Origin of the sequence: Nocardia asiatica NBRC 100129 (assembly GCF_000308415.1) — a bacterium.
Lineage (GTDB): Bacteria > Actinomycetota > Actinomycetes > Mycobacteriales > Mycobacteriaceae > Nocardia > Nocardia asiatica.
Genome location: NZ_BAFS01000118.1, coordinates 1 through 21,434, shown reverse-complemented (window position 1 = coordinate 21,434; position 21,434 = coordinate 1). Strand labels below are relative to the sequence as shown.

The 21,434-nt window shown below is 64.7% G+C and carries 18 protein-coding genes and 1 pseudogene; 13 read left to right on the top strand and 6 right to left on the bottom strand.

Annotation, left to right across the window (positions count from 1 at the left end; genetic code table 11):
* Positions 1-103: 103 nt before the first annotated feature.
* Positions 104-1,090 carry a response regulator transcription factor gene (locus ON27_RS11025; RefSeq protein WP_043723874.1) on the top strand — a complete coding sequence of 329 codons (987 nt, stop codon included), beginning with the start codon at positions 104-106 and terminating at the stop codon, positions 1,088-1,090.
* A 244-nt stretch (positions 1,091-1,334) separates the two neighbouring features.
* Here the strand turns inward: ON27_RS11025 and ON27_RS11020 are convergent, their stop codons facing one another.
* Positions 1,335-2,342, bottom strand: coding sequence for a helix-turn-helix transcriptional regulator (locus tag ON27_RS11020; RefSeq protein WP_043723870.1), 1,008 nt, complete (start codon positions 2,340-2,342; stop codon positions 1,335-1,337).
* Between the two features lie 1,113 nt (positions 2,343-3,455).
* Between ON27_RS11020 and ON27_RS11010 the strand changes: the two genes are divergently transcribed.
* The 6 genes from ON27_RS11010 to ON27_RS10985 all read left to right on the top strand — a co-directional run bounded on the left by ON27_RS11010 (position 3,456) and on the right by ON27_RS10985 (position 10,241).
* Positions 3,456-4,643 (top strand): NAD(P)/FAD-dependent oxidoreductase, encoded by a 1,188-nt coding sequence (locus ON27_RS11010; RefSeq protein ID WP_043723866.1) that lies wholly within the window; start codon positions 3,456-3,458, stop codon positions 4,641-4,643.
* Between the two features lie 73 nt (positions 4,644-4,716).
* Positions 4,717-6,033 (top strand): type III glutamate--ammonia ligase, encoded by a 1,317-nt coding sequence (gene glnT, locus ON27_RS11005; RefSeq protein WP_051046431.1) that lies wholly within the window; start codon positions 4,717-4,719, stop codon positions 6,031-6,033.
* Positions 6,034-6,051: 18 nt separating this feature from the next.
* On the top strand, positions 6,052-6,951 hold the full coding sequence (locus ON27_RS11000; RefSeq protein ID WP_043723859.1) for a class II glutamine amidotransferase: 900 nt from the start codon (positions 6,052-6,054) through the stop codon (positions 6,949-6,951).
* Positions 6,936-7,631, top strand: coding sequence for a GltB/FmdC/FwdC-like GXGXG domain-containing protein (locus tag ON27_RS10995; protein WP_043723856.1), 696 nt, complete (start codon positions 6,936-6,938; stop codon positions 7,629-7,631). The genes ON27_RS11000 and ON27_RS10995 overlap by 16 nt, the downstream gene beginning before the upstream one ends.
* Before the next feature lie 10 nt (positions 7,632-7,641).
* Complete coding sequence (locus ON27_RS10990) at positions 7,642-8,976, top strand: FMN-binding glutamate synthase family protein (RefSeq protein ID WP_043723853.1); 1,335 nt, start codon at positions 7,642-7,644, stop codon at positions 8,974-8,976.
* Positions 8,973-10,241: an allantoate amidohydrolase gene (locus tag ON27_RS10985; RefSeq protein ID WP_040786727.1), complete on the top strand. Its 1,269-nt coding sequence runs from the start codon at positions 8,973-8,975 to the stop codon at positions 10,239-10,241. Before ON27_RS10990 ends, ON27_RS10985 begins: the two co-directional genes overlap by 4 nt.
* Here the strand turns inward: ON27_RS10985 and ON27_RS10980 are convergent.
* The 4 genes from ON27_RS10980 to ON27_RS39820 form a co-directional block, all read right to left on the bottom strand.
* Positions 10,226-10,885 (bottom strand): helix-turn-helix domain-containing protein, encoded by a 660-nt coding sequence (locus ON27_RS10980; RefSeq protein WP_043723840.1) that lies wholly within the window; start codon positions 10,883-10,885, stop codon positions 10,226-10,228. The two genes, ON27_RS10985 and ON27_RS10980, sit on opposite strands and share 16 nt — an antisense overlap.
* Before the next feature lie 501 nt (positions 10,886-11,386).
* Positions 11,387-12,184, bottom strand: a complete 798-nt coding sequence (locus ON27_RS10975; protein ID WP_043723879.1) for a TIGR03084 family metal-binding protein — start codon at positions 12,182-12,184, stop codon at positions 11,387-11,389.
* A gap of 167 nt (positions 12,185-12,351) precedes the next feature.
* Positions 12,352-13,875, bottom strand: a complete 1,524-nt coding sequence (locus ON27_RS10970) for an AMP-binding protein (RefSeq protein WP_043723833.1) — start codon at positions 13,873-13,875, stop codon at positions 12,352-12,354.
* Between the two features lie 165 nt (positions 13,876-14,040).
* Entirely contained in the window at positions 14,041-14,688 is a 648-nt protein-coding gene (locus tag ON27_RS39820; protein WP_051023415.1) for a cysteine hydrolase family protein, read from the bottom strand.
* 731 nt (positions 14,689-15,419) lie between these two features.
* On the opposite strand from ON27_RS39820, the pseudogene ON27_RS45795 reads away from it, so the two are divergent.
* The 3 genes and pseudogenes from ON27_RS45795 to ON27_RS41210 all read left to right on the top strand — a co-directional run.
* Positions 15,420-15,659, top strand: a pseudogene (locus tag ON27_RS45795) (amidase family protein); the annotation flags it as partial.
* A 116-nt stretch (positions 15,660-15,775) separates the two neighbouring features.
* On the top strand, positions 15,776-16,048 hold the full coding sequence (locus ON27_RS45790; RefSeq protein WP_083887499.1) for an amidase family protein: 273 nt from the start codon (positions 15,776-15,778) through the stop codon (positions 16,046-16,048).
* Positions 16,049-16,134: 86 nt separating this feature from the next.
* Positions 16,135-16,842, top strand: coding sequence for an amidase family protein (locus tag ON27_RS41210; RefSeq protein ID WP_157172549.1), 708 nt, complete (start codon positions 16,135-16,137; stop codon positions 16,840-16,842).
* A gap of 270 nt (positions 16,843-17,112) precedes the next feature.
* On the opposite strand, the gene ON27_RS10955 is transcribed toward ON27_RS41210, so the two are convergent.
* Positions 17,113-18,123: a response regulator transcription factor gene (locus tag ON27_RS10955; RefSeq protein ID WP_157227152.1), complete on the bottom strand. Its 1,011-nt coding sequence runs from the start codon at positions 18,121-18,123 to the stop codon at positions 17,113-17,115.
* 594 nt (positions 18,124-18,717) lie between these two features.
* On the opposite strand from ON27_RS10955, the gene ON27_RS10950 reads away from it, so the two are divergent.
* The 3 genes from ON27_RS10950 to ON27_RS10940 all read left to right on the top strand — a co-directional run.
* Positions 18,718-20,073 (top strand): amidase, encoded by a 1,356-nt coding sequence (locus ON27_RS10950; protein ID WP_245559909.1) that lies wholly within the window; start codon positions 18,718-18,720, stop codon positions 20,071-20,073.
* A 49-nt stretch (positions 20,074-20,122) separates the two neighbouring features.
* Positions 20,123-21,097, top strand: coding sequence for a helix-turn-helix domain-containing protein (locus ON27_RS10945; RefSeq protein WP_043723823.1), 975 nt, complete (start codon positions 20,123-20,125; stop codon positions 21,095-21,097).
* A gap of 83 nt (positions 21,098-21,180) precedes the next feature.
* A partial coding sequence (locus tag ON27_RS10940) for an AMP-binding protein (protein WP_043723822.1) occupies positions 21,181-21,434 on the top strand: 254 nt, incomplete at its 3' end.

The following is a 21,434-nucleotide window of genomic DNA, read 5'->3' as shown; positions in this document are numbered from 1 at the left end:
ATTGCTGGACGGGTCACTGAACATTGGGCATGAACCCATTTACAAACGTGGTTTCGAGTGATAAAAACTGTCGAGTCTTGACCCCCGGCACGGGAGGAGGCGGATGGTCACCGCGTTCGATGCACTCGCCGCGATCGGGCTGAAACTCGCCGTCCGCACGCCCAGCGCCGATCTCCATCAGGAGCTCGCGCACATCTTCCGATCAGCGTCACACGGCGATACTGTTGCCCTGACCCAGTTCAACCCGGTGACCGGGCGCCACGAGACGGTCATCAACCTCGAGTATCCGAAAGCTGTTCTACATCACTTGAACACGTGGTTCGTCGAGCACGACGAAGTGTATCGGTACATGCGAACCGTGGACCGGACACCGTTGCGGTGGAAGGATATGCCGTTCCGCTACGAGTCGATGTTCTCCGCCGAACATGTCTTCCGGCCCTCCGGGTTCAACGAGGGTGTGACAAGTTGCCTATACAATCAAGAAGGCCGATACACCGGTGCACTACATATAAGCACCACGGACCGCAACCAGCCGCCGGACGAGGCGATGCAATTGCTGTCGGCCTCGCAAACGCTTCTCGGAACACTCATCGACTGGTGGGCGACAAGCGATACGCCCTCGACCGAAGACCAGAATGCGTTCCGCGTCGTGGTCGACCCTGCACGCAAACTGTGGTTCCAACCATCATCAGCGTCAGCGGAGCCCACAAAGGAACTCCTCGACGAAGCGATCTCGGTTTCACTTCCGAGGTCGCTGAAGAGCATTCCCAACCATGCGTATCTCCACTGGCAGGACTCGACGTTCGCGGTCCGATCCTGCCGCAGAGGCAATCACATCGTGCTCGACGTGCGCGCTGAGGACGTGCCTGCCCGCTTGACCGCCAGGGAACTCGACGTCTCCACGCTGCTCATCGAAGGTTTGACCAATGCCCAGATCGCGGAGATCCTCTGCATCTCAACGAAGACTGCCTCTCGTCATGTCGAGAACATCATGGCAAAACTGGGTGTTTCCACCCGCACCACGGCCGCCGTGAGGTGCGCCGAAGTCGGCCTGCGCAGTTGGGAATCCACCGACCGGATTGCACGCTGAGGACCGCTGTCCGAGCCGGGCGGACTGCTGTGATCGAGTAGTCACAACCGCGGTTGAGACCGAGGATTCGACATCGGCGCAATAAGCTTCGCGAGATGGGTTGCGCCGCTGACGCTTTGAGCCGGAACTCGAACCGACCGGGGTGCACTGACTCCGGTCGCAAATGCAAGCCAACGGCGATCCGAGGATTACCGGGGCCGTTACCGATCAGTGCGCGTGCCGCGGATCAGTCTGTGGTCGGTTTTCATGCGATACCGGGCTGCTCGCACAACAGCAAGCCTTCGTTCACCGCCATCGCCGCCAGTTGCGCTCTGGAAGCACAGCCGAGCTTCCCGAGAAGATGCTCCACGTGCGTGGATACGGTCCGCGGACTCACGTAGAGCCGCTTGGCGATCTCCGGGTTCGAGAGGCCTGCTGTGACCAGATGAAGGATCTCCAGCTCGCGGGCCGTCAGACAGTAGGGCCACGGAACTGTCTGTTCGGTGATCAATGACAAACCACCGCTGCACGGGATCACTTCGATCCGGTGACACAAACCGATCCGGTCGCGCCAGAGGAAGCGGCGGTGATGATGCCATCCTTGCGGCTCGGCCAACATCCTCCGCAGCTCGGTTCCCTCGGCGAGGTCGGGGCCCGCCGCTCGTCCGGGAAGCTCTGTCGCATTCCCGTTCGCTGATACGACGAGAGCGTGGACGTCGGGTGCCAGCGTTTCGGCCAGGACTTGTGGTGCCCGGAGAGTGTCGCAGACAAGGGCGAGGATGGGCTGGAACTGCTCGATGGTCTCTCGCCGGTCGTCGGTCGCCTCGCGGGGGCGAGACCAACTCATATGCAGTGAACCCGTGTACCGTCCGTCGCGGAGACGCAGACAGATGGTGGTCCCCTCCTGGAAGCCGTCGGGTACGAGGTATTCCTCCGCAGTCTGGGTCTTGGAGAAGTCCAAGTCCCATTCTTGGGACATGTCACGCCATCGCAGTGCACGCGTAAGTCTGTGGATCAGGTGGAAGCCAGGGTTATCCCTGACATACGAATCGTTGAGGTGGGTCAGGGTGCGCTCGGGGTAGCCGTCGGCGGCCAGGGTTTGGTGAGTGTGGGATGCCGTCGTTGGGTCCCAGGCGCACAGTGCGTACGCGGCGCTGGGCACCAGCTGGCGGAGAATGCCCGACACCTCAGCCGCGAAGGACGCGGCACCATCTTTCGAGTCGGCCGACGTGGCGGGGCTTTGCAGGCGCTCCAGGATGGTTTCCATGCCCATGGCCGATCACCAGGCTTCTATTCTTCGAGCTGTACTCGGCCAGCTGTCTACTCCGTCAGTTGTGGGGAGAATAGTACGCACGATCCGTGGCCTCGCTATCCGTCAAATGACGTATAACAGCGCATCCACTGCCACTGCGACCGGAGTGCGATGCGATCTGTAGCGCTGGGACAACGCCCGGCACCGCAGCGGCGCTCCGGTCGACAAGCAAGCCCGTCGCTCACCGGCTGAACCCACTTGGGTGATCGCCCCGGCCGCAGCTGAGGGGGTCTACTGCCGCGGTGATCGGCGCGCGGGGCCACTAGCAAACCGCTCGGCCCCATCGCTCTCGTGAGGAAGTGTGTCAACGCCGGCGTCGACTCTGTCGACTCTTTTGAATCGGTCAACTGACGTATTGTCGGCCGCGGTCAAGCAGTACCAAGCTGCTCGGGAGAGCGTAACTGGGCGTTCACCACCAAAGGGAGTGCTAGATGTCCACCACCGAACAGACATACTCGGCACTGTCACAGTCCATCGTGGAGTGCGACGTGTAGTCCTGCCCCTTCGAATCGCGGGCCACTCTCGAGACCGGTGCCCAGCCGACCGCCAAACACCGACTCGAAGCCGAATGTCCCGCACGTCCACGACGGCGTCAGGATCCAGCGGCCGCCCGCACCGCCCGCGATGGCGGTCGCGCCGGCGCCGCAGCTCCTCCCGCCCTGTAGCGGTAACCGCCGGAGTTGTCGGGGCGAATTGCACATGTGCCGCGTGGACCGCTGGTCCTCGGGCCCGGTGCTGAAATCGATTCCACTCAGCGCCAAGCCGAACTGGCACACGCGGTACGGGACCAGATCGACGCGGTGGCCGTACCAGCCAAAGACGCGAGCCCGCGAAAGCGATGCGTGGCATCACCGACCGTCGCCACCAACGAGGTCCATCGTCGACAAACAGTGCCCCCAACCACGACGCCCTCATGCGCATAGGCGCGCGCCATGGCAGTGAACATGGCGCATCTCGGCGAGGCACACAACTGCGAAACGTGCGTCAATCGGCAGCTTGCCCGTGCGGTCCGTTTCATAACGTGCAACACTGATTCATGACAGAAGACAACGAGAGAAGATGAGGTCCATCCGCATGAACGACAGAGCCGAGTTCCTGATCATCGGAGGGGGCCTGGAGGGACTCGCTATCGCATGGTCGCTGGCCGAGTCCGGTGCGACGGACGTGCTGGTGGTGGAGCGAAACACTCTGTGCTCGGGAATGACCGGCAAATCCAGCGGCGTGGTGCGCTGCCACTACGGCGCGCCGTCAGTGGCCGCCATGTCCTGGTGGTCGGTGCCGTTCTTCGAGAATGCGCGCGAAATCTTCGGCGACGACTTAGGTTTCAGGCAGTGCGGCTATGTGGTCGGCGTGGGCGCGGACAATGTGGACCCGCTGAAGGCCAACGTCGCCATGCAGCAGGGTATCGGTGTCGAGGTGGAGCTGATCGGTCCCGCCGAGATGGCCGAGCTGTGGCCCGGTCTGCGGCTGGACGATTTCGCCGCTTTCGCCTACGAGCCACGTGGCGGGCGCGGCGAGGCCTATTTGACCGGAATGGCTTTCGGCACGGCTGCCCGCCAGCGTGGAGTGCGCATCCGCCAGCAAGCGCCCGTTGCCGAACTGATGGCGGCCGGTGACCGCGTCGTAGGCGCCCGGATGGCCGACGGAACCGAGGTGCAGGCCGGGACGGTCGTGCTGGCCGCGGGGCCGTGGACACCCGGGCTCGCTGCCCCCGTGGGTGTCGAGGTGCCGGTGAAAGCTCAACGTGCCCAGCTGGTTGTGGTCGATCAGGGGGAGCCTTTGCCGCTGGTGCCGGTGCTCTCGGACCTTGCCTGCCTGCAATACCTGTGCCGCGAGCCGAATGGAGAGCTGCTGGCGGGTAATAGTGATCACGCGATGCCGGAGTACATCGACCCGGACGATTTCGTCAATCGCGCTGACGATTCCACCATCGAGAAGGTCATAAGCAGGGTCGACCATCGGCTGCCCCACATGTTCGATCCGCGGATCACCGGCAGTTATGTCGGCGCGTACGACGTGACGCCGGACTATAATCCGATCATCGGCCCGTCACCGGTTCCGGGTCTGTTCCTGGCCACCGGTTTCTCCGGCCACGGTTTCAAGTTCTCGCCGGCGGTGGGCCGTCTGGCGGCGGATCTGCTGCTGGACGGGCGCACCACGCTGCCGCACGTGGACGCAGCCGACTTCCGCTACTCACGCTTCGCCGAGGGCCGCCCGCTGCTCAGCCCTCACCCGTACGCGGGTGCCGGTGAAATGCGCTGAACCCGAACATACCTATTCCCCCTCGCTGTTCCCAGGAGCCGACATGGCGATAGAGCTCACCACCGCCGCACCAATGACGTCCATCACGCCGCACGGCACGCTGCCCGAGAAGGCACGCGCCTACGGCGCCGCCTTCATTCTCGCTGTGTTTACCACGCTGTCCGGAAAGCCGTGCGCCAAATTGGTTCCGGTGCAGGCGGTGGATCAGTTGGCCGAAGAAGGCGTCGGGTTCGCCGGATACGCCGCGGGCATGATGGGCCAGCAGCCACGCGACCCCGATCTGATGGCCATTCCGGATGCCGCCACTTTCACGCCGATTCCCTTCGTGCGTCCGGGTTTGGCGATGGTGCACTGTACGCCGCACGTCGAGGGCCAGCCGTGGCCATTCGCCCCTCGGGTGATTCTGGAACGTACCCTCGCGCGCGCCGCCGAACGCGGGTACACCGTCAACATCGGCGCGGAGATCGAATACTTCCTGGTGGACAGGACACCGCAGGGCCTCGCTCCGGCCGATGCCGCCGACGTGGGCCTCCATCCCTGCTACGACGCCCGCGATGTGACCCGCATGTACGACCATCTAGCCGAGGTGTCGCAGGCGATGAACGCGCTGGGCTGGGGCAACTACGCCAGCGACCACGAGGACGCCAACGGGCAGTTCGAGCAGAACTTCGACTACGCCGATGCGCTTACAACGGCGGACCGGGTGATCACTGCCCGCTACCTGTTGTCGGTGATCGCCGAGAAGCGCGGCATGAAGGCGACTTTCATGCCCAAGCCGTTCACCGACCGCACGGGTTCGGGTATGCACATGCACCTGTCGCTGTGGGCGGATGATCGGCCGCTGTTCCCCGACGCGGATGATCCGCGTGGACTGGGGCTGTCGCCGACAGCTTACCGCTTCCTCGCCGGCGTGCTCGAGCACGCGTGCGCGCTGCAGGGGGTCATCGCGCCGACGGTAAACTCCTACAAGCGGATCGGTGCGACCAGTACGTCCAGCGGGGCCACCTGGTCACCACGCCACGCCACCTATGGCGGCAACGATCGCACCCACTACCTGCGCGTCCCGGATTCGAATCGCGTCGAACTGCGCGGCGCGGACGGTTCGGCCAACCCGTATCTGGCCATGGCTGCCGCGGTAGCGGCGGGTCTCGACGGCATCGACCGGGAACTGGATCCCGGTGCACCGGGTGAACGCCGCGGCGACATGCTCCCGATGACGCTTGTCCACGCCATGGACGCACTGGAGTCTGATCCGGTGCTGACCGCGGCTCTCGACATAGCCGGTCCCGGTGTGGCTGCCTACTTCACCGAGCGTAAGCGCGAGGAGTTCTTCGCCTGGCACAACACGGTCTCCGATTGGGAGATCGAGCATTACCTGACCGCCTTCTGAAACTCCTGGAGGACAACCATGTGCGGCATTGTCGGCCTGCACCTACGCGATCCCGCGCTGTATCCGAACCTGGGCGAACTGCTCACCGGCATGCTGGATCAAATGTGCGACCGCGGACCGGATTCGGCCGGAATGGCGGTCTATGGCGATCCGGTGTGGTCACCACCCGACACCACCACCGTTTCGCTGCTGGATTGTGCGCTGCCGACCGATGACTTCGGTGAAAAGCTCACCACAGCCCTGGGAGTGCCGGTAATTGCGCATGCTCAAGGTCCAACTGTGGTGCTGAGTTCGATCGCATCGTCGGAGGATCTGATCGCCGCGGTGCGGGTGCTCGCACCGCTATCCCGGGTGATCGGCTTCGGCAACGATTTGGCGGTGCTCAAGGGTGTCGGCAACCCCACCGAGGTGGCGCATCGTGTCGGACTGCCGTCCGCGCAGGGCTGGCAGGGTGTGGCGCACACCCGGATGGCCACCGAATCCGCGGTCAGCGCCGAGGGAACGCACCCGTTCTCCGGCGGTGCGGGCCAATGCCTGGTGCATAACGGCTCGTTCAGCAATCACATGAGCGTGAAGCACGAATTGCAACGCCACGGTGTGGAGTTCGACAGCGAGAACGACACCGAGGTGGCGGCCCGCTTCGTCGCCGCGCAGCTGGGGCAGGGCGCCGACTTGGAGAAGGCGCTACAACTGGTCAACGAGGTCTTCGACGGCTTCTACACATTGCTGGTCTCCACGAGCGATTCGTTCGCCGTGGTGCGCGACGCCATTTCCTGCAAACCCGCGGTCATCGCAGAGACCGACCGCTGGGTGGCCATGGCCTCGGAGTATCGCGCCCTGGCTGATCTGCCGGGCATCGACCGGGCACGCATTTTCGAACCCGAACCGGAAGAGGTGTACATATGGCGGCGATCGTGACCGAGCGCACCGTCCTGGACGTGGCTGCACTCGGCACCCGCGCAGTCAATTCCGTACTGCTGGGCTCCGATGCTCCGGCTGCGGCGACTCTGGCGAACCCGCGCGGCGCCCATGCGCTGGCGTGTGGGCTGAACCGCGACACGGATATCGTCGTCGACGGCAACGTCGGCTACTACTGCGCGGGCATGAATCAGCACGCCAACGTCACGATCAACGGCAGCGCCGGCGTCGGCGTCGCCGAGAACATGATGTCCGGCACCGTGCGAGTCCACGGCGACGCCTCCCAGTCGGCAGGTGCGACCGCGCACGGTGGATTGCTGGTCATCGACGGCAACGCCGGAGCGCGCTGCGGCATCTCGATGAAAGGTGTGGACATCGTGGTCGGTGGCAACATCGGCCACATGAGCGCCTTCATGGGGCAGGCCGGCCGCCTGGTGGTGCTCGGGGATGCCGGTGAAGCGCTGGGTGATTCGCTCTACGAAGCGCGGATCTACGTGCGCGGCACAGTCGCCTCGCTGGGCGCGGACTGCGTTCGCAAGCCGCTGCGCGAGGAGCATGTGGCCGAACTGCGCGAACTGCTGTCCGCGGCCGGATTCGACGCCGACCCCACGGAATTCAATCGCTACGGCTCAGCCCGGCAGCTGTACCACTTCCATGTGGACAACGCAGGGGCTTACTGAGGAGGTCGCCATGACATATACCACCCCGCAAAACATTCATCCGGCGCTACGCGAATCGGCGAGCTTCGACCGGCGCGTCATCGCCGAGATCCAGCGCGCCGCCGAGACCGGCATCTACGACATCCGCGGCTGGGGTGCCAAACGCCCGCTACCGCACTTCGACGATCTGCTGTTCCTCGGCGCTTCCATGTCCCGTTACCCGCTCGAGGGTTACCGGGAACGCTGCGACACCGATGTGATGCTCGGCGACCGGTATGCGAAACATCCTCTACACCTCGACATTCCGATCACCATCGCAGGCATGAGCTTCGGCGCGCTGTCCGGCCCGGCCAAGGAAGCGCTGGGACGCGGCGCGAGCGCTGTGGGCACCTCCACAACCACCGGGGACGGCGGCATGACACCGGAAGAGCGCGGTCATTCCAAATACCTGGTGTATCAGTATCTTCCATCGCGCTATGGCATGAACCCGGACGACCTGCGAAAGGCAGACGCAGTAGAAATCGTACTCGGCCAGGGCGCGAAGCCCGGCGGAGGCGGCATGCTGTTGGGGCAGAAAATCAGCGAGCGGGTAGCCGCCATGCGCACCCTGCCACAGGGCATCGACCAACGCAGCGCTTGTCGGCATCCGGACTGGACCGGCCCGGATGATCTGGCTATCAAGATCCTGGAACTGCGGGAAATCACGCAGTGGGAGAAGCCGATCTACATCAAGGTCGGGGCTACCCGCACCTACTATGACGTCAAACTCGCGGTGAAGGCGGGCGCGGACGTCGTTGTGGTGGACGGTATGCAAGGTGGCACGGCGGCCACCCAGGATGTCTTCATCGAACACGTCGGCATCCCGACACTGGCCGCTATTCCCCAAGCGGCGCGAGCTCTTCAGGAGCTAGGGGTGCATCGCAAAGTGCAGCTGATCGTCTCCGGCGGCATTCGCACCGGGGCCGACGTGGCCAAGGCCATGGCACTTGGCGCGGACGCGGTCGCCATCGGAACGGCGGCGCTGATCGCGTTGGGCGACAACCACCCTCGCTACGCCGCCGAGTACGAGGCGCTCGGTTCTGCCGCCGGCTGCTACGACGATTTCCAGGAAGGTCGCGACCCGGCCGGTATCACAACCCAGAACCCAGAGCTCGCCGCCCGCCTGGACGCCGTCGCGGGCGGTCGTCGCCTGGCGAACTACCTCCGGGTGCTCACCATGGAGGCGCAAACCTTGGCCCGCGCCTGCGGCAAATCCCACCTGCGCAACCTCGAACCCGAAGACCTCGTCGCACTGACCGTCGAGGCGGCGGCGATGGCTCGTGTCCCCTTGGCGGGCACGAACTGGATCCCCGGAGCGGTCGGATGAACGCCGAGCCGGCTGCGGCCGCGCACGTTTTCGATGCACTGTGGACGGAGATCCTGGACGTCGGCCGCCACCCGGCTACCGGCGGCTACCGGCGCTTCGCCTGGTCCGATCCAGACCTCACCCTCCGTGAGTGGTTTCGCGGCTGCGCGGCCGCACGCTCGATGGATCTGGAGGAAGACCGCAACGGCAATCTCTGGGCCTGGTGGCTTCCGCGCGACTGGATCGGAGATCCAAAGGGCGCTTTCGTCACCGGCTCCCACCTGGATTCCGTCCCCGACGGCGGCGCGTTCGACGGTCCACTGGGCATAGTATCCGCCTTCACGGCTGTCGACCTGCTCCGCGAGCGCGGGATGGAGCCGTCGATACCCATCGCGGTGGTCGCCTTTTCAGATGAGGAGGGCGCGCGTTTCGGTGTCGCCTGCATCGGCTCGCAGTTGTCGACCGGCGCGCTGTCGCCCAATCGGGCCCTCGGGCTGCGGGACGTTGACGGGATCACGTTGGCGGAGGCGCTGATTCGTACAGGTCGGAATCCGGAGTCGCTCGGTGCGGACCCCAGCATCACCGATCGGGTCGGCGTCTTCGTGGAGCTGCACATCGAACAGGGCCGCGCCCTCGACCTGATCGACAGCCCGATCGCACTCGCCTCCGCCATCTGGCCGCACGGTAGATGGGAATTCGACTTCACAGGCGAGGCCAATCACGCGGGCGCGACCAGGCTGATCGACCGCCACGATCCGATGCTCGCCTTCGCCTCGGCGGTGCACACCGCCCGTACGGAAGCAACCGCCTGCCACGCGGTAGCAACCTTCGGCAAGGTGCTGGTCTCCCCCAACGGCACCAACGCGATCCCGTCCCGGGTGCGCGCCTGGCTGGATGCCCGCGCCGCCGACCAGCCCACGCTCGACATGCTGGTCTCCCGCATCGAAGCACGAGCGCGGACCTACGCCTCAGCCGACGGCATCGGACTGACGGTCCACACCGAATCGGTCACGCCCATAGTGGATTTCCCACCAGAACCACGACTGCGTCTGTCCCACGCGCTGGCCCACCTCGGCGAGCTCCCCGTCATCGCCACGGCGGCGGGCCACGACGCGGGCATCCTCTCCGGCCGCGTACCCACCGCCATGCTCTTCGTCCGCAACCCAACCGGCGTGTCCCACTCCCCCGCCGAACACGCCGAGCCCGTGGACTGCCATCGCGGCGCGGCAGCCCTGGCTGACGTCATGACAGCCTGGGTCACACCTGGCGCTCAGTCCTCGACGTAATTATCCGGATAGGCGGTGACGGCCAGAAACCTGATGGGCAGCCGCACCAGCTCGCTGGGCCCATGCGCGCCCTCACCATCCAGGAGCAGCGTATCCCCCGCCCGCAGGGTGTATTCGGAGTCGCCGTGACCGTAGACCATCACACCCTCGAGCATGTACAGCAACTCCGTCCCCGCGTGCTGAAACAGCGGGAACGTCTCACTCATCTCCGTGAGCGTGACCAGCACCGGCTCGAGCCGCTTGTGCTGCCCGCGCAACGCACCGAGCAACTCGTAATGATGCCCCACCCGCGTACCGCGCCCCACGATCACCGCCCCGTGCCCCGCTGGCGTGAACACCGCCTCCCGCGCACTGTCCGCACCGCGAAACAGCGACGTGACCGGCACATCCAACCCCGCCGCCAGCCGTGCCAAAGTCGACAGGCTGCATGAGGTGTGCGCATTCTCGATCTTCGACAACATGGCTTTCGAAATCCCCACCTTCGCCGCCATGTCCCCCACCGACAAGCCGCTGGCCAGCCGCAACGCCCGCACCTGCCGCCCGATCACCGTCTCGAGCTCGACCCCGGCCAGCGCATCCGGTGCTACCTCGCGCTGCACCGGGGCGGGATCGCCGGTATCACGATGTTCGGGCAGGGCACTCATACTGCGATCCTAGTGATCATTGCAGCGGCGCTACGCCCCCGCACCGACAAGGTTTCCAGCTGGCGCTCGGATGGGGAAGCGCTGTCGCCGAGACAGGGGCGGTATACGGCCGCGCTGGCCAAGCCGTTGGCCGCGAATACCAGCCGGGCTCCGCGGTGGTGGCATTACCGCCATCACCAGCAACCGGTCAGAACTCCTGTAACCGCGATTCGACCTGTCTCGGTTGTTTGACCATTTACCGTTTTGCTCGCCCGATCCCGCAGTGAAGATTTCGTCAACAACCGCAGGCGGCAATCCGTGTCGCCCGCCGTGCTGGACAGCGGCCGGATCCTTGGGCGGCGCCGGCCTCGTCACGGTCGTCGTCAGCTCAGTCGTTGCGGAACTGATCTGCGCGGGGGCCAGACGCTCGGTGAATGTCTCCGCCAATGCGATGGACACACCCGAATACCTTGGTCGGCGATTCGAGTTGGCACATTCGCCGTGAGGTGGACGGGTAAACGGTCACAACAGTCCCTCAACCATCGGAGGTCGCCCTTGACCGGGTGGCCCGGCGAACGCCTGCGCAATGTCAAGCCAGTTGTCCGCGACAGGGCCCGTTGCGACGAGGTCCAGGTCGCTGCGATGGCGCCGCTGCGTGACCCGCAGCGCGAAGTCGTAGGCTGAGCCGCGGACAGCGTTGTCCGCGCACAGAGAGCCGTGTTCCCATACGTCGCCGGAGGGCAGTCGGAGAGAAACGAACACGTCGTCCTCAGGGACCCGAAGCCCGTTGGCCTCGAAAGCGAAGGCACGAGCCCGGACGCCGAGATGCACGACATGCCGCACGCGGTCGGTCGGCATGGGGGCAAGGCTTATGGCTTCGGCGACATCGAGACCGTGCGCCCACGTTTCCATGAACCGGGCGGTTGCCATCGAGGTCCGGCTCATCGGCTGGCCGAACCAGGGCAGCCTCCGGCCTTCGGGCTGGGCCCGGAGAGTCTTCGCGAGCAGCATTCTGGCTGTGCGCCACCGGGCCAGTAGTTCGGCCCGCGAGGTCTCCGCACCGGTCGAGGCCCCGGCGTCCACTAGCGTGCTGAGGTCTCCATCCGCTTGCAAAACCAACTCGTTCCAGCCCTGCTTGTTCGTTGCCGCCATGATGGCCGCCGCGTCGGTCCATGCCAGATGGGCGATCTGGTGCGCTACCGTCCACCCCTCAGCTGGTGTCGGAGTAAGCCACTGCTGGTCCGTGAGACCCGCTACCAGTGACTCCAACTGCTCGCCTTCGACCTCCAGGTCAGCGAGGACTTCGTCGAGCTTGCTCACTAGGGCTCCTATACGAACGCAGATTGACATGGTCGACGCAGCGATCCACATCGGCCAGCGGCATGCAGCATTTGACCGATACACGCAAGTAGGCCGCCCGGTGTGGTGGGGGCAGGAGTCGCGGGCGACACGCTGATCACCTGCCCCATCCATCCGTCGACACGCTCTCAGCGGCTGCCGTCGTCATAGTCGCCGAGCAGGCGGCGCATGATCTTCCCGGACGAGGTGACAGGCAACTGAGATACGAACTGGACCGCGCGGGGAACCTTGTATGCGGCCAGGTGAGCGCGGCAGTGCGCGATGAGCGCCTCCCTGCTGACCTCCGCGCCGGGTTTCACCACGACATAGGCCTTTGCCAATTCGCCCTTCATCGCGTCGGGTACGGCCGCCACGGCAGCGAGAGCGACCGCGGGATGCATGCACAGTACGCGCTCGATCTCCGCGGGATAGACGTTGAAACCGGCAGTCAGGATCATGTCCTTCTTGCGGTCGACGATGGTGAAGTACCCGTCCTCATCCATCGTTGCGATATCGCCGGTGTGGAGCCAGCCGTCCGGTTCGATGGTGTCCGACGTCGCAGCCGTGTTGCCGTAGTAGCCCTGCATCACGAGCGGCCCCCGGAACATCAGCTCGCCGCGCTCCCCCACGGGCATCTCTCTGCTCGCATCATTTGCGTCGACGATCCGCATTGCGTTGCCGGGGAAAGGGATTCCGATCGTCCCGGGCTTGTTGGGGCCGACCACGGGATTGGCGCTGCTGACACCCGCCAGTTCGGTCATCCCCCAGACCTCATGAACGGGGCAGCCCGTTCGCTCTGTGAACTCGACCGACTTGGCCGCCGGCAGGGTCTGGCCACCGACCCAGCAACGCTTCAGGCTCGACAGGTCGTATTTGTCGAAGTCGGGATGCGCCAGCAGATAGTAGTAGGCGGTCGGAACACCATCCATCAGTGTGGCAGCCTGCTCGCTGATAGCACTCAGAACCGCCACCTCATCGAAGCGGGGAATCATGATCAAGCACGAGCCGGCCATCACCGAAGCATTCAACACGCACGATCCATAGACGTGCGGCAGCGGCAGAGCGCTCACGATCCGGTCATGCGGACCTCTCGCTCCCATCGTCGCCGTCCCCGTCGCGGCGCCGATCACCGAACGATGACTCTGCATCGCTCCCTTGGGGCGACCCGTCGTCCCCGACGTGTAGCAGATCGCGGCGAGATCCCCGGTCTCCCGCGCCACAGGAGCGAAATCGGGGCCGCCGCAGGTGAGCCAGTCCGAGAACGCTGCCGCGCCGGGGCTCGAGCCGCCCCACGCGACGACCTGCGCAGTCTGGTCCGCTCGTGCCTCGAGCAGCGCCCGGCCTCGATCGGCCGACGCAACGACAACTCGCGCGCCGGCATCCTCGGTGATGAAGCTGACCTCCTCCGGGGTCAGCATGACATTCGCGGGTATCACCGTGGCACCGGTCTTCGCGATCCCGTAGTAGGCGAAGATCCATTCGACACAGTTGTGTCCATACAGCACAACTCGATCGCCCGCTACGACGCCGGTGCTCGTGAGTCCGTTCGCGACACGATTCGACTGACGCTCCAGGTCGACGAACGACACGGTCCGACCCTCGATAACGAACGCGGCGCGGGCCCCGAATCGCCGCGCGGCTATCGGAGCAATATCACCGATCGTGCGCGTCATGACTTCACCCTCCCGTACACCAACCATTTCATTCCTGACGTTCCTCACGTGGATCTCGACTGTTACCCTGATCGCGGCGCTACCAGCCAAGCCAGCAGCGCCGCGAGTAATTGGTGTCAGGGTTCGCCGGTTCGGCCGTACTGCGACGGAGTCGTCGCGCCTTTCCTACCCGGAAATGGCGACGTCCGCACGCAACCGGCCCATGAGGGTCTCCGCGTCGATAACCTCGGCGTAGCCCTGCTTCAGGGTCTCGACCGTGACCCGATGCATCGTCTCGGCGGGCGTGCCGTCAATACCGTCGAAAGTGCAATTCAGGTCGTCGACAAAAATGACCTTGTAATCCCGATTGAAAGCATCGATCGTGGTGGTGAGGCAGCAGAAGTTCGTGGCCATTCCTGTGACGATGATCGTATCCCGACCCCGGAACGGTGGATTGCTGAGAACCACGTCGAGCTTCGAGGCATAGAAGGAGCTGTACTTCCACTTCTGGATGTAGACCTCGTATTCGCTGAACGCCTCCGGCCGGAGCGTATCTACAACCTCGACTCCCGAGGTTCCCGGGATGCAACTGTTGCGCGTCTGATGCCAGTAGTCGTCGAGGCGGTCGTCCCCACCGCCGTGATCCCCACCCGAGAAATGCGACGCGCTATAGGCGATCGGCACCTTATTCGCTCGAGCGAACTCGAGGAGCTCCTTCGTCTTGGGATACATATCGCGCCCGGCGTCGATCACCCACTCCTTGCCGGGCTCGAGGAAATCTCTGATCATGTCGACCACGATGATGATCGCGTCATCGACAAGTTTCTTGCTCATAGCGCCGCTACTCCATTCCTCGGTGTTGATTCGGCTGTTGACAGGATGGTTCCGTAACAACCGCATCGCCATACGTCAACTGACGGATTTGTGCTCCCGACTTGGCAGATGCAGAGCCCGTTGCAGAGGCGCTCCCGGCCGGGGAGCCAGCGACATCGGGCGGGCTCGGAGGCAATTACGGCGCCAGCCTCTGATCAGCCTCCCGCGCCGGACAGACCGCGCACCGCGACGGCGCCACCATCCACCGCCGACCTCACTGGCGGCACCTTCTACCTCAGGGAGGGTCGCAACGTGGTCACCGACGACCACGGTCTCGACATTGGCGTACTCCTCCTGCACCTGCTCGCCGCCGACCAGGCGATCACCATCACCCGCGTATCAATCCCGCCGGAAGCTCGTCGCCGACGTGGCCGCCGCGAAGGACGTCGGCTATTGCGGGCACGGCACAGTGCCTTCCCGATACGACGCACCCGTTAGAGCGAAAGGCGCCGCCGGCGGCATCGACGGAGGCTGGTCTGGGCAGATTCGGGTCACGCAAAATCGGTCGATTGACATATGGCCTCGGCGTACTCAGGCAGAGATCCTACGTGTGTCGGCGAGGAGCAGATAAACGAAGCGCTGAGGCTGTCGCCTTGGCGGATGCGAGTCTCTGCTAGCTGACGAGGCCCAGGCGATCGAACGCTTCACGAGTCGTGGACATTGATTTGCTATTTACCTAGAAAGAGAGGGCCATGGGCGTGAATGAGATCTGTCTGATGGATGCCACGGAATTGGCGGCGAAGATCAGGCAGAAGATTCTCTCGCCAGTTGAGGTGGTGGATGCTTTCCTCGATCAAGCCGACCGGATCAACCCTCAGGTCAACGCGTACTGCTTCACACTTCACGAGCGAGCGCGTGCGAAGGCTCGCGAGGCGGAGGCTGCGGTCACTTCCGGCAAAGAACTGGGGGCTCTGCACGGTGTGACCATCGCGATCAAGGACATCACCGTGTCGAAGGAATCGAGACGACGTTCGGGTCGTGGGCGCTCAAGGGCAACATACCCGATAAGGACGCAATCATTGTCGAGCGATCGTAGAGGGCTGGAGCGATTCAGGTCGGCCGGACCAACTCGCCAGAATTCGCGCATTCACCATTCACGAATAACCTCATCTTCGGTCCCACGCGCAACCTCTGGAATCTCGAGCATACGGCCGGCGGGTCATCAGGAGGCTCCGCGGCCGCAGTCGCTGCCGCTATGGCTCCGATTACCGAGGGAATCGATGGCGGCGGGCCCATTCGGATCCCGTCCTCTTGTTGCGGAACCTTCGGCTTGAAGCCGCAATTCGGGCGAACCCTCCGGAATCCTGGAGACTCACTATGAGAGTCTTCTGAACTTCGGACCCATGACATGGGCCGTCCGGGGCGCCGCTCTCTTGATGGCGGTTTGGGCAGGCCCGGATGCACGGGATGCCCTTTTCCTTGCCGGACACCGGGGAGGACTGGCTCGGCGCGCTTCAAGGCGATGTTCGCGGCGCGAAGATCGCGTACTCACCCGATGTGGGCTGGGCTGTGGACCCGCGAGTCAGGGAGGTCGTCGAGAAGGCGGTATCGACGTTGAGTGATCTCGGCTGCCAGGTCGAAGAGGTTCCGATCAAGGTGACCGAGGAGGTTTACGAGGCCGAGCTGGTCAAGTGGGCGTCGTTGTCTGCTCTATTCAAGAAGTACGCGACGCCGGAGAATCGCACGCGCATGTGTGACTTCATCCTCGAGATGTTCGACCTGGGTAACGCCAGGTCGGCGGCCGACTGCATCAAAATGGACATCGCTCGCAGTCGCTGGTATGACCAGACGCAGAGAGTTCTGGACAAGTACGACTACCTGGTCTGCCCGACCATCGCAGTTCCGCCTCCGTCTGCCGAAGGAATGTCCTCTGGCCCAGATATTGTTGCCGGCAAGCATGTTCACATGTGGCTGGGCTGGGTCTTGACATGGCCTTTCAATCTGTCGATGCACCCGACGGCCAGCGTTCCCGTCGAATTTACTCCAGGGAACCTTCCCGTGGGCATGCAGATAGTCGGCAGGCGTTTCCGGGAGACCGATGTCCTGCGGCTGGCGGCACGCTCAGAGGAGGCGTCGCCGTGGACGCACCGGCGGCCGGCCCTCGCGCTGGGATAGCCGGCGCCCGCGGTGCTCGAGGACTCCACCGCGAGTCGGTGTAGCAGAGAGGCGATGTCTCAGGTGGTGGGGACAAGGTCAGCGTTTCCCACCACGACCGCAGGTATGTCGGAAAAGTTTGCCCAGCAAACGCGGGTAAGTGGATGTGGCGTGGGATTACTTCCCGCGTAAATGTCTCGCGCGCGCACCATTTCATGCGGCATCTGCTTGGCGGCCACGACGACCGCGCTCGCTACAGAATGTTGTCCCAAAAGGGAAAGACCCGCTCCCTCATGGATTTTCGCCGAGGAGCAACCCCTGGCTGACCGCAATAGCAACGACTTGTGAGCGCGTCGAGCAGGACAGCTTGGTCAAGATATGCTCCACGTGGGTCGACACGGTCCGCACGCTTATGAATAGGCGCTGGGCGATTTTGGGATTGGACAAGCCGCTCGCTATGAGATGCAGGACTTCCAACTCGCGGGGCGTCAGGCCGTACGGCCACGGTGTGGCCTCCGCAGTCACCAGAGCTACACCGTCTGGACAGGGGACCACCGTGATTCTCCAGCAGGGCCCGGACCGCTTCGGCCAGAGAAAACTACAGCGCTGCCAGCTCCCGGCCAGACGGGTGAGAAGGTGCAGCAGGGCGCTGTCCTCGGCCAATTTGGGCCCGGTCTCGTGGCCGGGTACTTCGGCGACCATCCCGTGAGACGACACGATGACCGCCCCGGCTCCCGGAGCGAGCGTATCGACGAGGGTCTTCGGTGTGCGGAGCGTGTCACACACCATGGCAAAGAGTCCCCGGAACCGTTCGAGAGTCTCCCGCCCCTCGTCGGTGGCATCGGAGGGCTTCGACCAGCTCATGTGCAGCGAACCGGTGTACCGGCCATCCGGCAGCCGCAAACAGAAGGTCGTCCCTTCGTGAAACCCCTCCGGTATGAGGAACTCCTCAGCAGTAATGGTCCCCGCGAAGTCGAGGTTCCAGTCGCGGGCCATATCCCGCCACCGCAGCGCTCCAGAGGTTCGCATGCGCATCAGCGGGAAGGCCGGATTATCCTTTACGAAACCATCGTTGATGTGCTCGATAGTCCTTTTCGAGTAGCCGTCGCTAGCCAGTTCTCGATGACCATGCTTGCCGAGGAGGGGGTCCCACGCGCTGAGGAGGTAGGCGGAACACGGAACGAGCTCTCGAAGTAGGCGCGTGGTCTCCTCAGCTTGCTCCCGGATCTCGTCGCGCGGACAGCGCACGAGGCCGCCCTCGTTTGCGGCCGTTTGCAGCCTCGTTTCGAATCGCGTAACCAACGCGACCACCTCGAAATCGCTCCACGCTGGCCCATACTGTGGGTCGAATCGTGCGCCCAAGTCTAGCGCAGCTATTGCTTAGTGATTCTGCATTATGCAGAGGTTGATCGATCGCGCTCATAACGGGCTGGTGAAGTTTACGGTCGACGAGCACGCTGAGATACGAACGCCGGGGAACCGTCCGGATCTGACGGCGGCCGTGGCGATGCGGGTGCGGATCGTTCGTGGCTCAGTGCGGACAGACGACTGGCCTGACTCGGCTTTGCGCACTGGGATTGCTTCCACGGGCCCTCGTGGTCGTCCAGGCCGGCGACGTGGTCCATCGAGACCCGGGTTGTTCGTCGATAAACGCCGCCCCGTAGCAGGCGGGTCGTGTAGAGGTCCATCCGGCGCTCGCCCCGGAGCCAATGAACGACCACAACCCGACGGGCGATTGGGCAGATCTGCCCTAGGAAGGTGTGCTCCGACTCACTTTACTTGCTCCAACGGGCAACCGACGGACGGAGAAGTGAGATGAACATCGAGGAGTACACCCGGCAGGACGCGACCGGGCTTGCGGAACTCATCCGCAGTGGCGAGGTGTCCGCCGAGGAGGTGCACACCGTCGCCGTCGAGGCGATCGGAAAGGTACAACCGCAGATCAACGCCTGCGTCAACGAGCCGTGGGACCGCCCCCTCGACTACAACCCCGACGGCCCCTTCGCTGGCGCGCCCTTCGGGTTGAAGGACCTCATCTGCCATGCGGCGGGCGTACCGTTCAAGTGGGGAAGCCGTATCACCGGCGAGCACGGGGTCACCCTGGATTACGACACCGAACTGATGGCGCGCTTTCGCCGCGCCGGCTTGGCAACCACCGTCATGACCGCGACGCCGGAGTTCGGCTACGGCGGCAATACCGAGCCGCTGGCGAATGGCTCGACACGCAATCCGTGGGACCTGAGCCGGTCGGTCGGCGGCTCCAGCGGTGGCAGCGGCGCACTCGTCGCGGCAGGCGGCGTGCCGGTCGCGCACGCGAACGATGCCGGCGGCTCGATCCGCATCCCTTCCTCCTACAACGGGACGGTGGGGCTCAAGCCCAGCCGGGGGGTGGTGTCACTGGGACCCGGCCACGGCGAGGGTGTGACGGGGCTGGCCTCCGAATTCGTGATCACCCGCAGCATCCGAGACGTGGCCGGCATCCTGGACCAGGTCGCCGGCTGGGTACCGGGCGAGCGCTATCGGGTCCAGGCGCCGGCCCGTCCCTACACCGACGAGCTGACCGCCGACCGGCGCGGGCTGCGTATCGCCCTGCACACCAGTTCGTGGGCCGGAACACCCGTCGAGCCAGAGGTCGCTTCCGCCGTCCAGGCAGTCGGCGCCATCTTGGAAAGCCTGGGCCACCACGTCGAGACCGCAACCCCGGTGTTCGACTGGGAGCGATTCATGATCGCCGAGCACTGCTTCTGGATCCAGTTCGCGACCGACATGACGGAGGCGGCGAGCGCGCTCTCGGGCATCGCTCCGTCCGAGGAGAGCCTCGAGGCGAGCAACCTGATCGCCTACCGCGCCGGGCAGCAGATGACCGCCCGACAGTTCGGCGAGGCACTCGCGATCCAGAACGAGACGAGCCGGATATTCGGCAACTTCTTCACCGACTACGACATCCTGATCACTCCGACGACGAACACCACGGCGCTGCCGCTCGGCTTCCTCGACCACAACGACTACAGCCTCGATGCGAACAGCTGGTGCGACTTGTTCCACAACTACCTGTCCTTCACGCCGCCGTTCAACCAAACCGGCCTGCCTGCGATCAGCCTGCCGCTGGCGCAGTCCTCGGCCGGCATGCCGATCGGCGTACAACTTGCCGCGGACATGTGCCAGGAGTCGCTGCTCATCGCGGTGGCCGCGCAGTTGGAGCGCGCGATGCCGTGGGCAGATCGCCGTCCAGGTGTTCACGCCGCGGGCTGAAAGCGTCACAATGGGCAGGACGGGGCATCGGTGGCGTGGAGCAGGCGACATGGACGAGCGAGCGGTGGACGCGTTCGGCTACGAACTCGCCTCGATTGCCGCGGACGCGCTACGCGGAGTCCGACCGCACGGGCAGTTGCTCCAGCGCATCGGCACGTTGATGGACGTGGATGCGGCGATCGTCACACGCCCCGACCTGGCCAGCGGCTCGATGCACGTGCTCGCGCAGCGCGGGTACGGGCCCGAGGAGCTGCGACTGATGACGACACGGTCACTGCTCGCGCGGGACCCGGCGCTGACAAGCATCCGCCGGGACAGGACTCGACCGCCGATACGGTGGTGGGTCGACCCGGACTACACCTACGAGAACAGCGAGTCGGCTCGCGAGTTCCTGTGCCCGGCAGGGTTCAACGGCGGGATGTCGATCGGCTACTACACCGAAACCGGCGAGCACGCGGGCTACGTGCACCTGAGCACCCGCGCCCGCCTCATCCCTTCGCCGGCGCAGCTCGCGGTGCTGGAGCGATCTCTGCCGGTCGTGGCGGCCCTGTTGGACGCCACGCCGGTGGGGCCGGACGCCGAGGTGGCGGTGGTCGAGGATGGCCGACTGGTGTTCTGCGCAGATGATGTGCCACACGTCGACATGCAGCAGGTCGCGACCCTGCTGGGTGGGCTGAACGTGCGGTCGGCCCCGCGGTCCGGCTCGTTCCGCTGGCGTGGCTCGAAGTGGTACCGGATCGACTGGTCGTCCAACAATCTTCGTGTCTGCGCAGTCGTGCATCGCGAAGAGCCGCCGCACCAGCTGACGGCCAAAGAATTCGAGGTCCTGGACCACCTCTGCGCCGGGCTCACCAATGCCGACATCGCCGCTCGCATGTACCTCAGCGAGCGGACGATCGCTCACCACGTCGAGCGCATCCTCGGCAAGCTCGGCGCGACCACCCGGACAGCGGCGGTCGCCCAAGCGATCCACGAGGCGCTGCTGCTGCGGCCCATGTGGACACCGGGCGCCCACCGCCGCTGACGTTCCAGTACCACACCTCTCCCCCATTACCACTGTCGCGCGCCTACGCGCCGGCGCACGCTACCCATCGAACGGAGCCTTCCATGTTGAGCACGATGCAGGACGAGCCGCTGTCCCTGGCGACGCTGCTGCGCTACGCCACAACCGTGCACGGCACGGCGCGAGTCACGACCTGGACACCCGACGGCGTCGACCAGATGACGTTCGCCGAGTTGGGGCACGATGCCGCGCGCCTCGCCCACGCCTTACGTGCGCTCGGCATCGAGGAAGGCGACCGCGTGGGCAGCTACCTCTGGAACAACCGCGCGCACATGACCGCGTACTGCGCGGTGCCGGC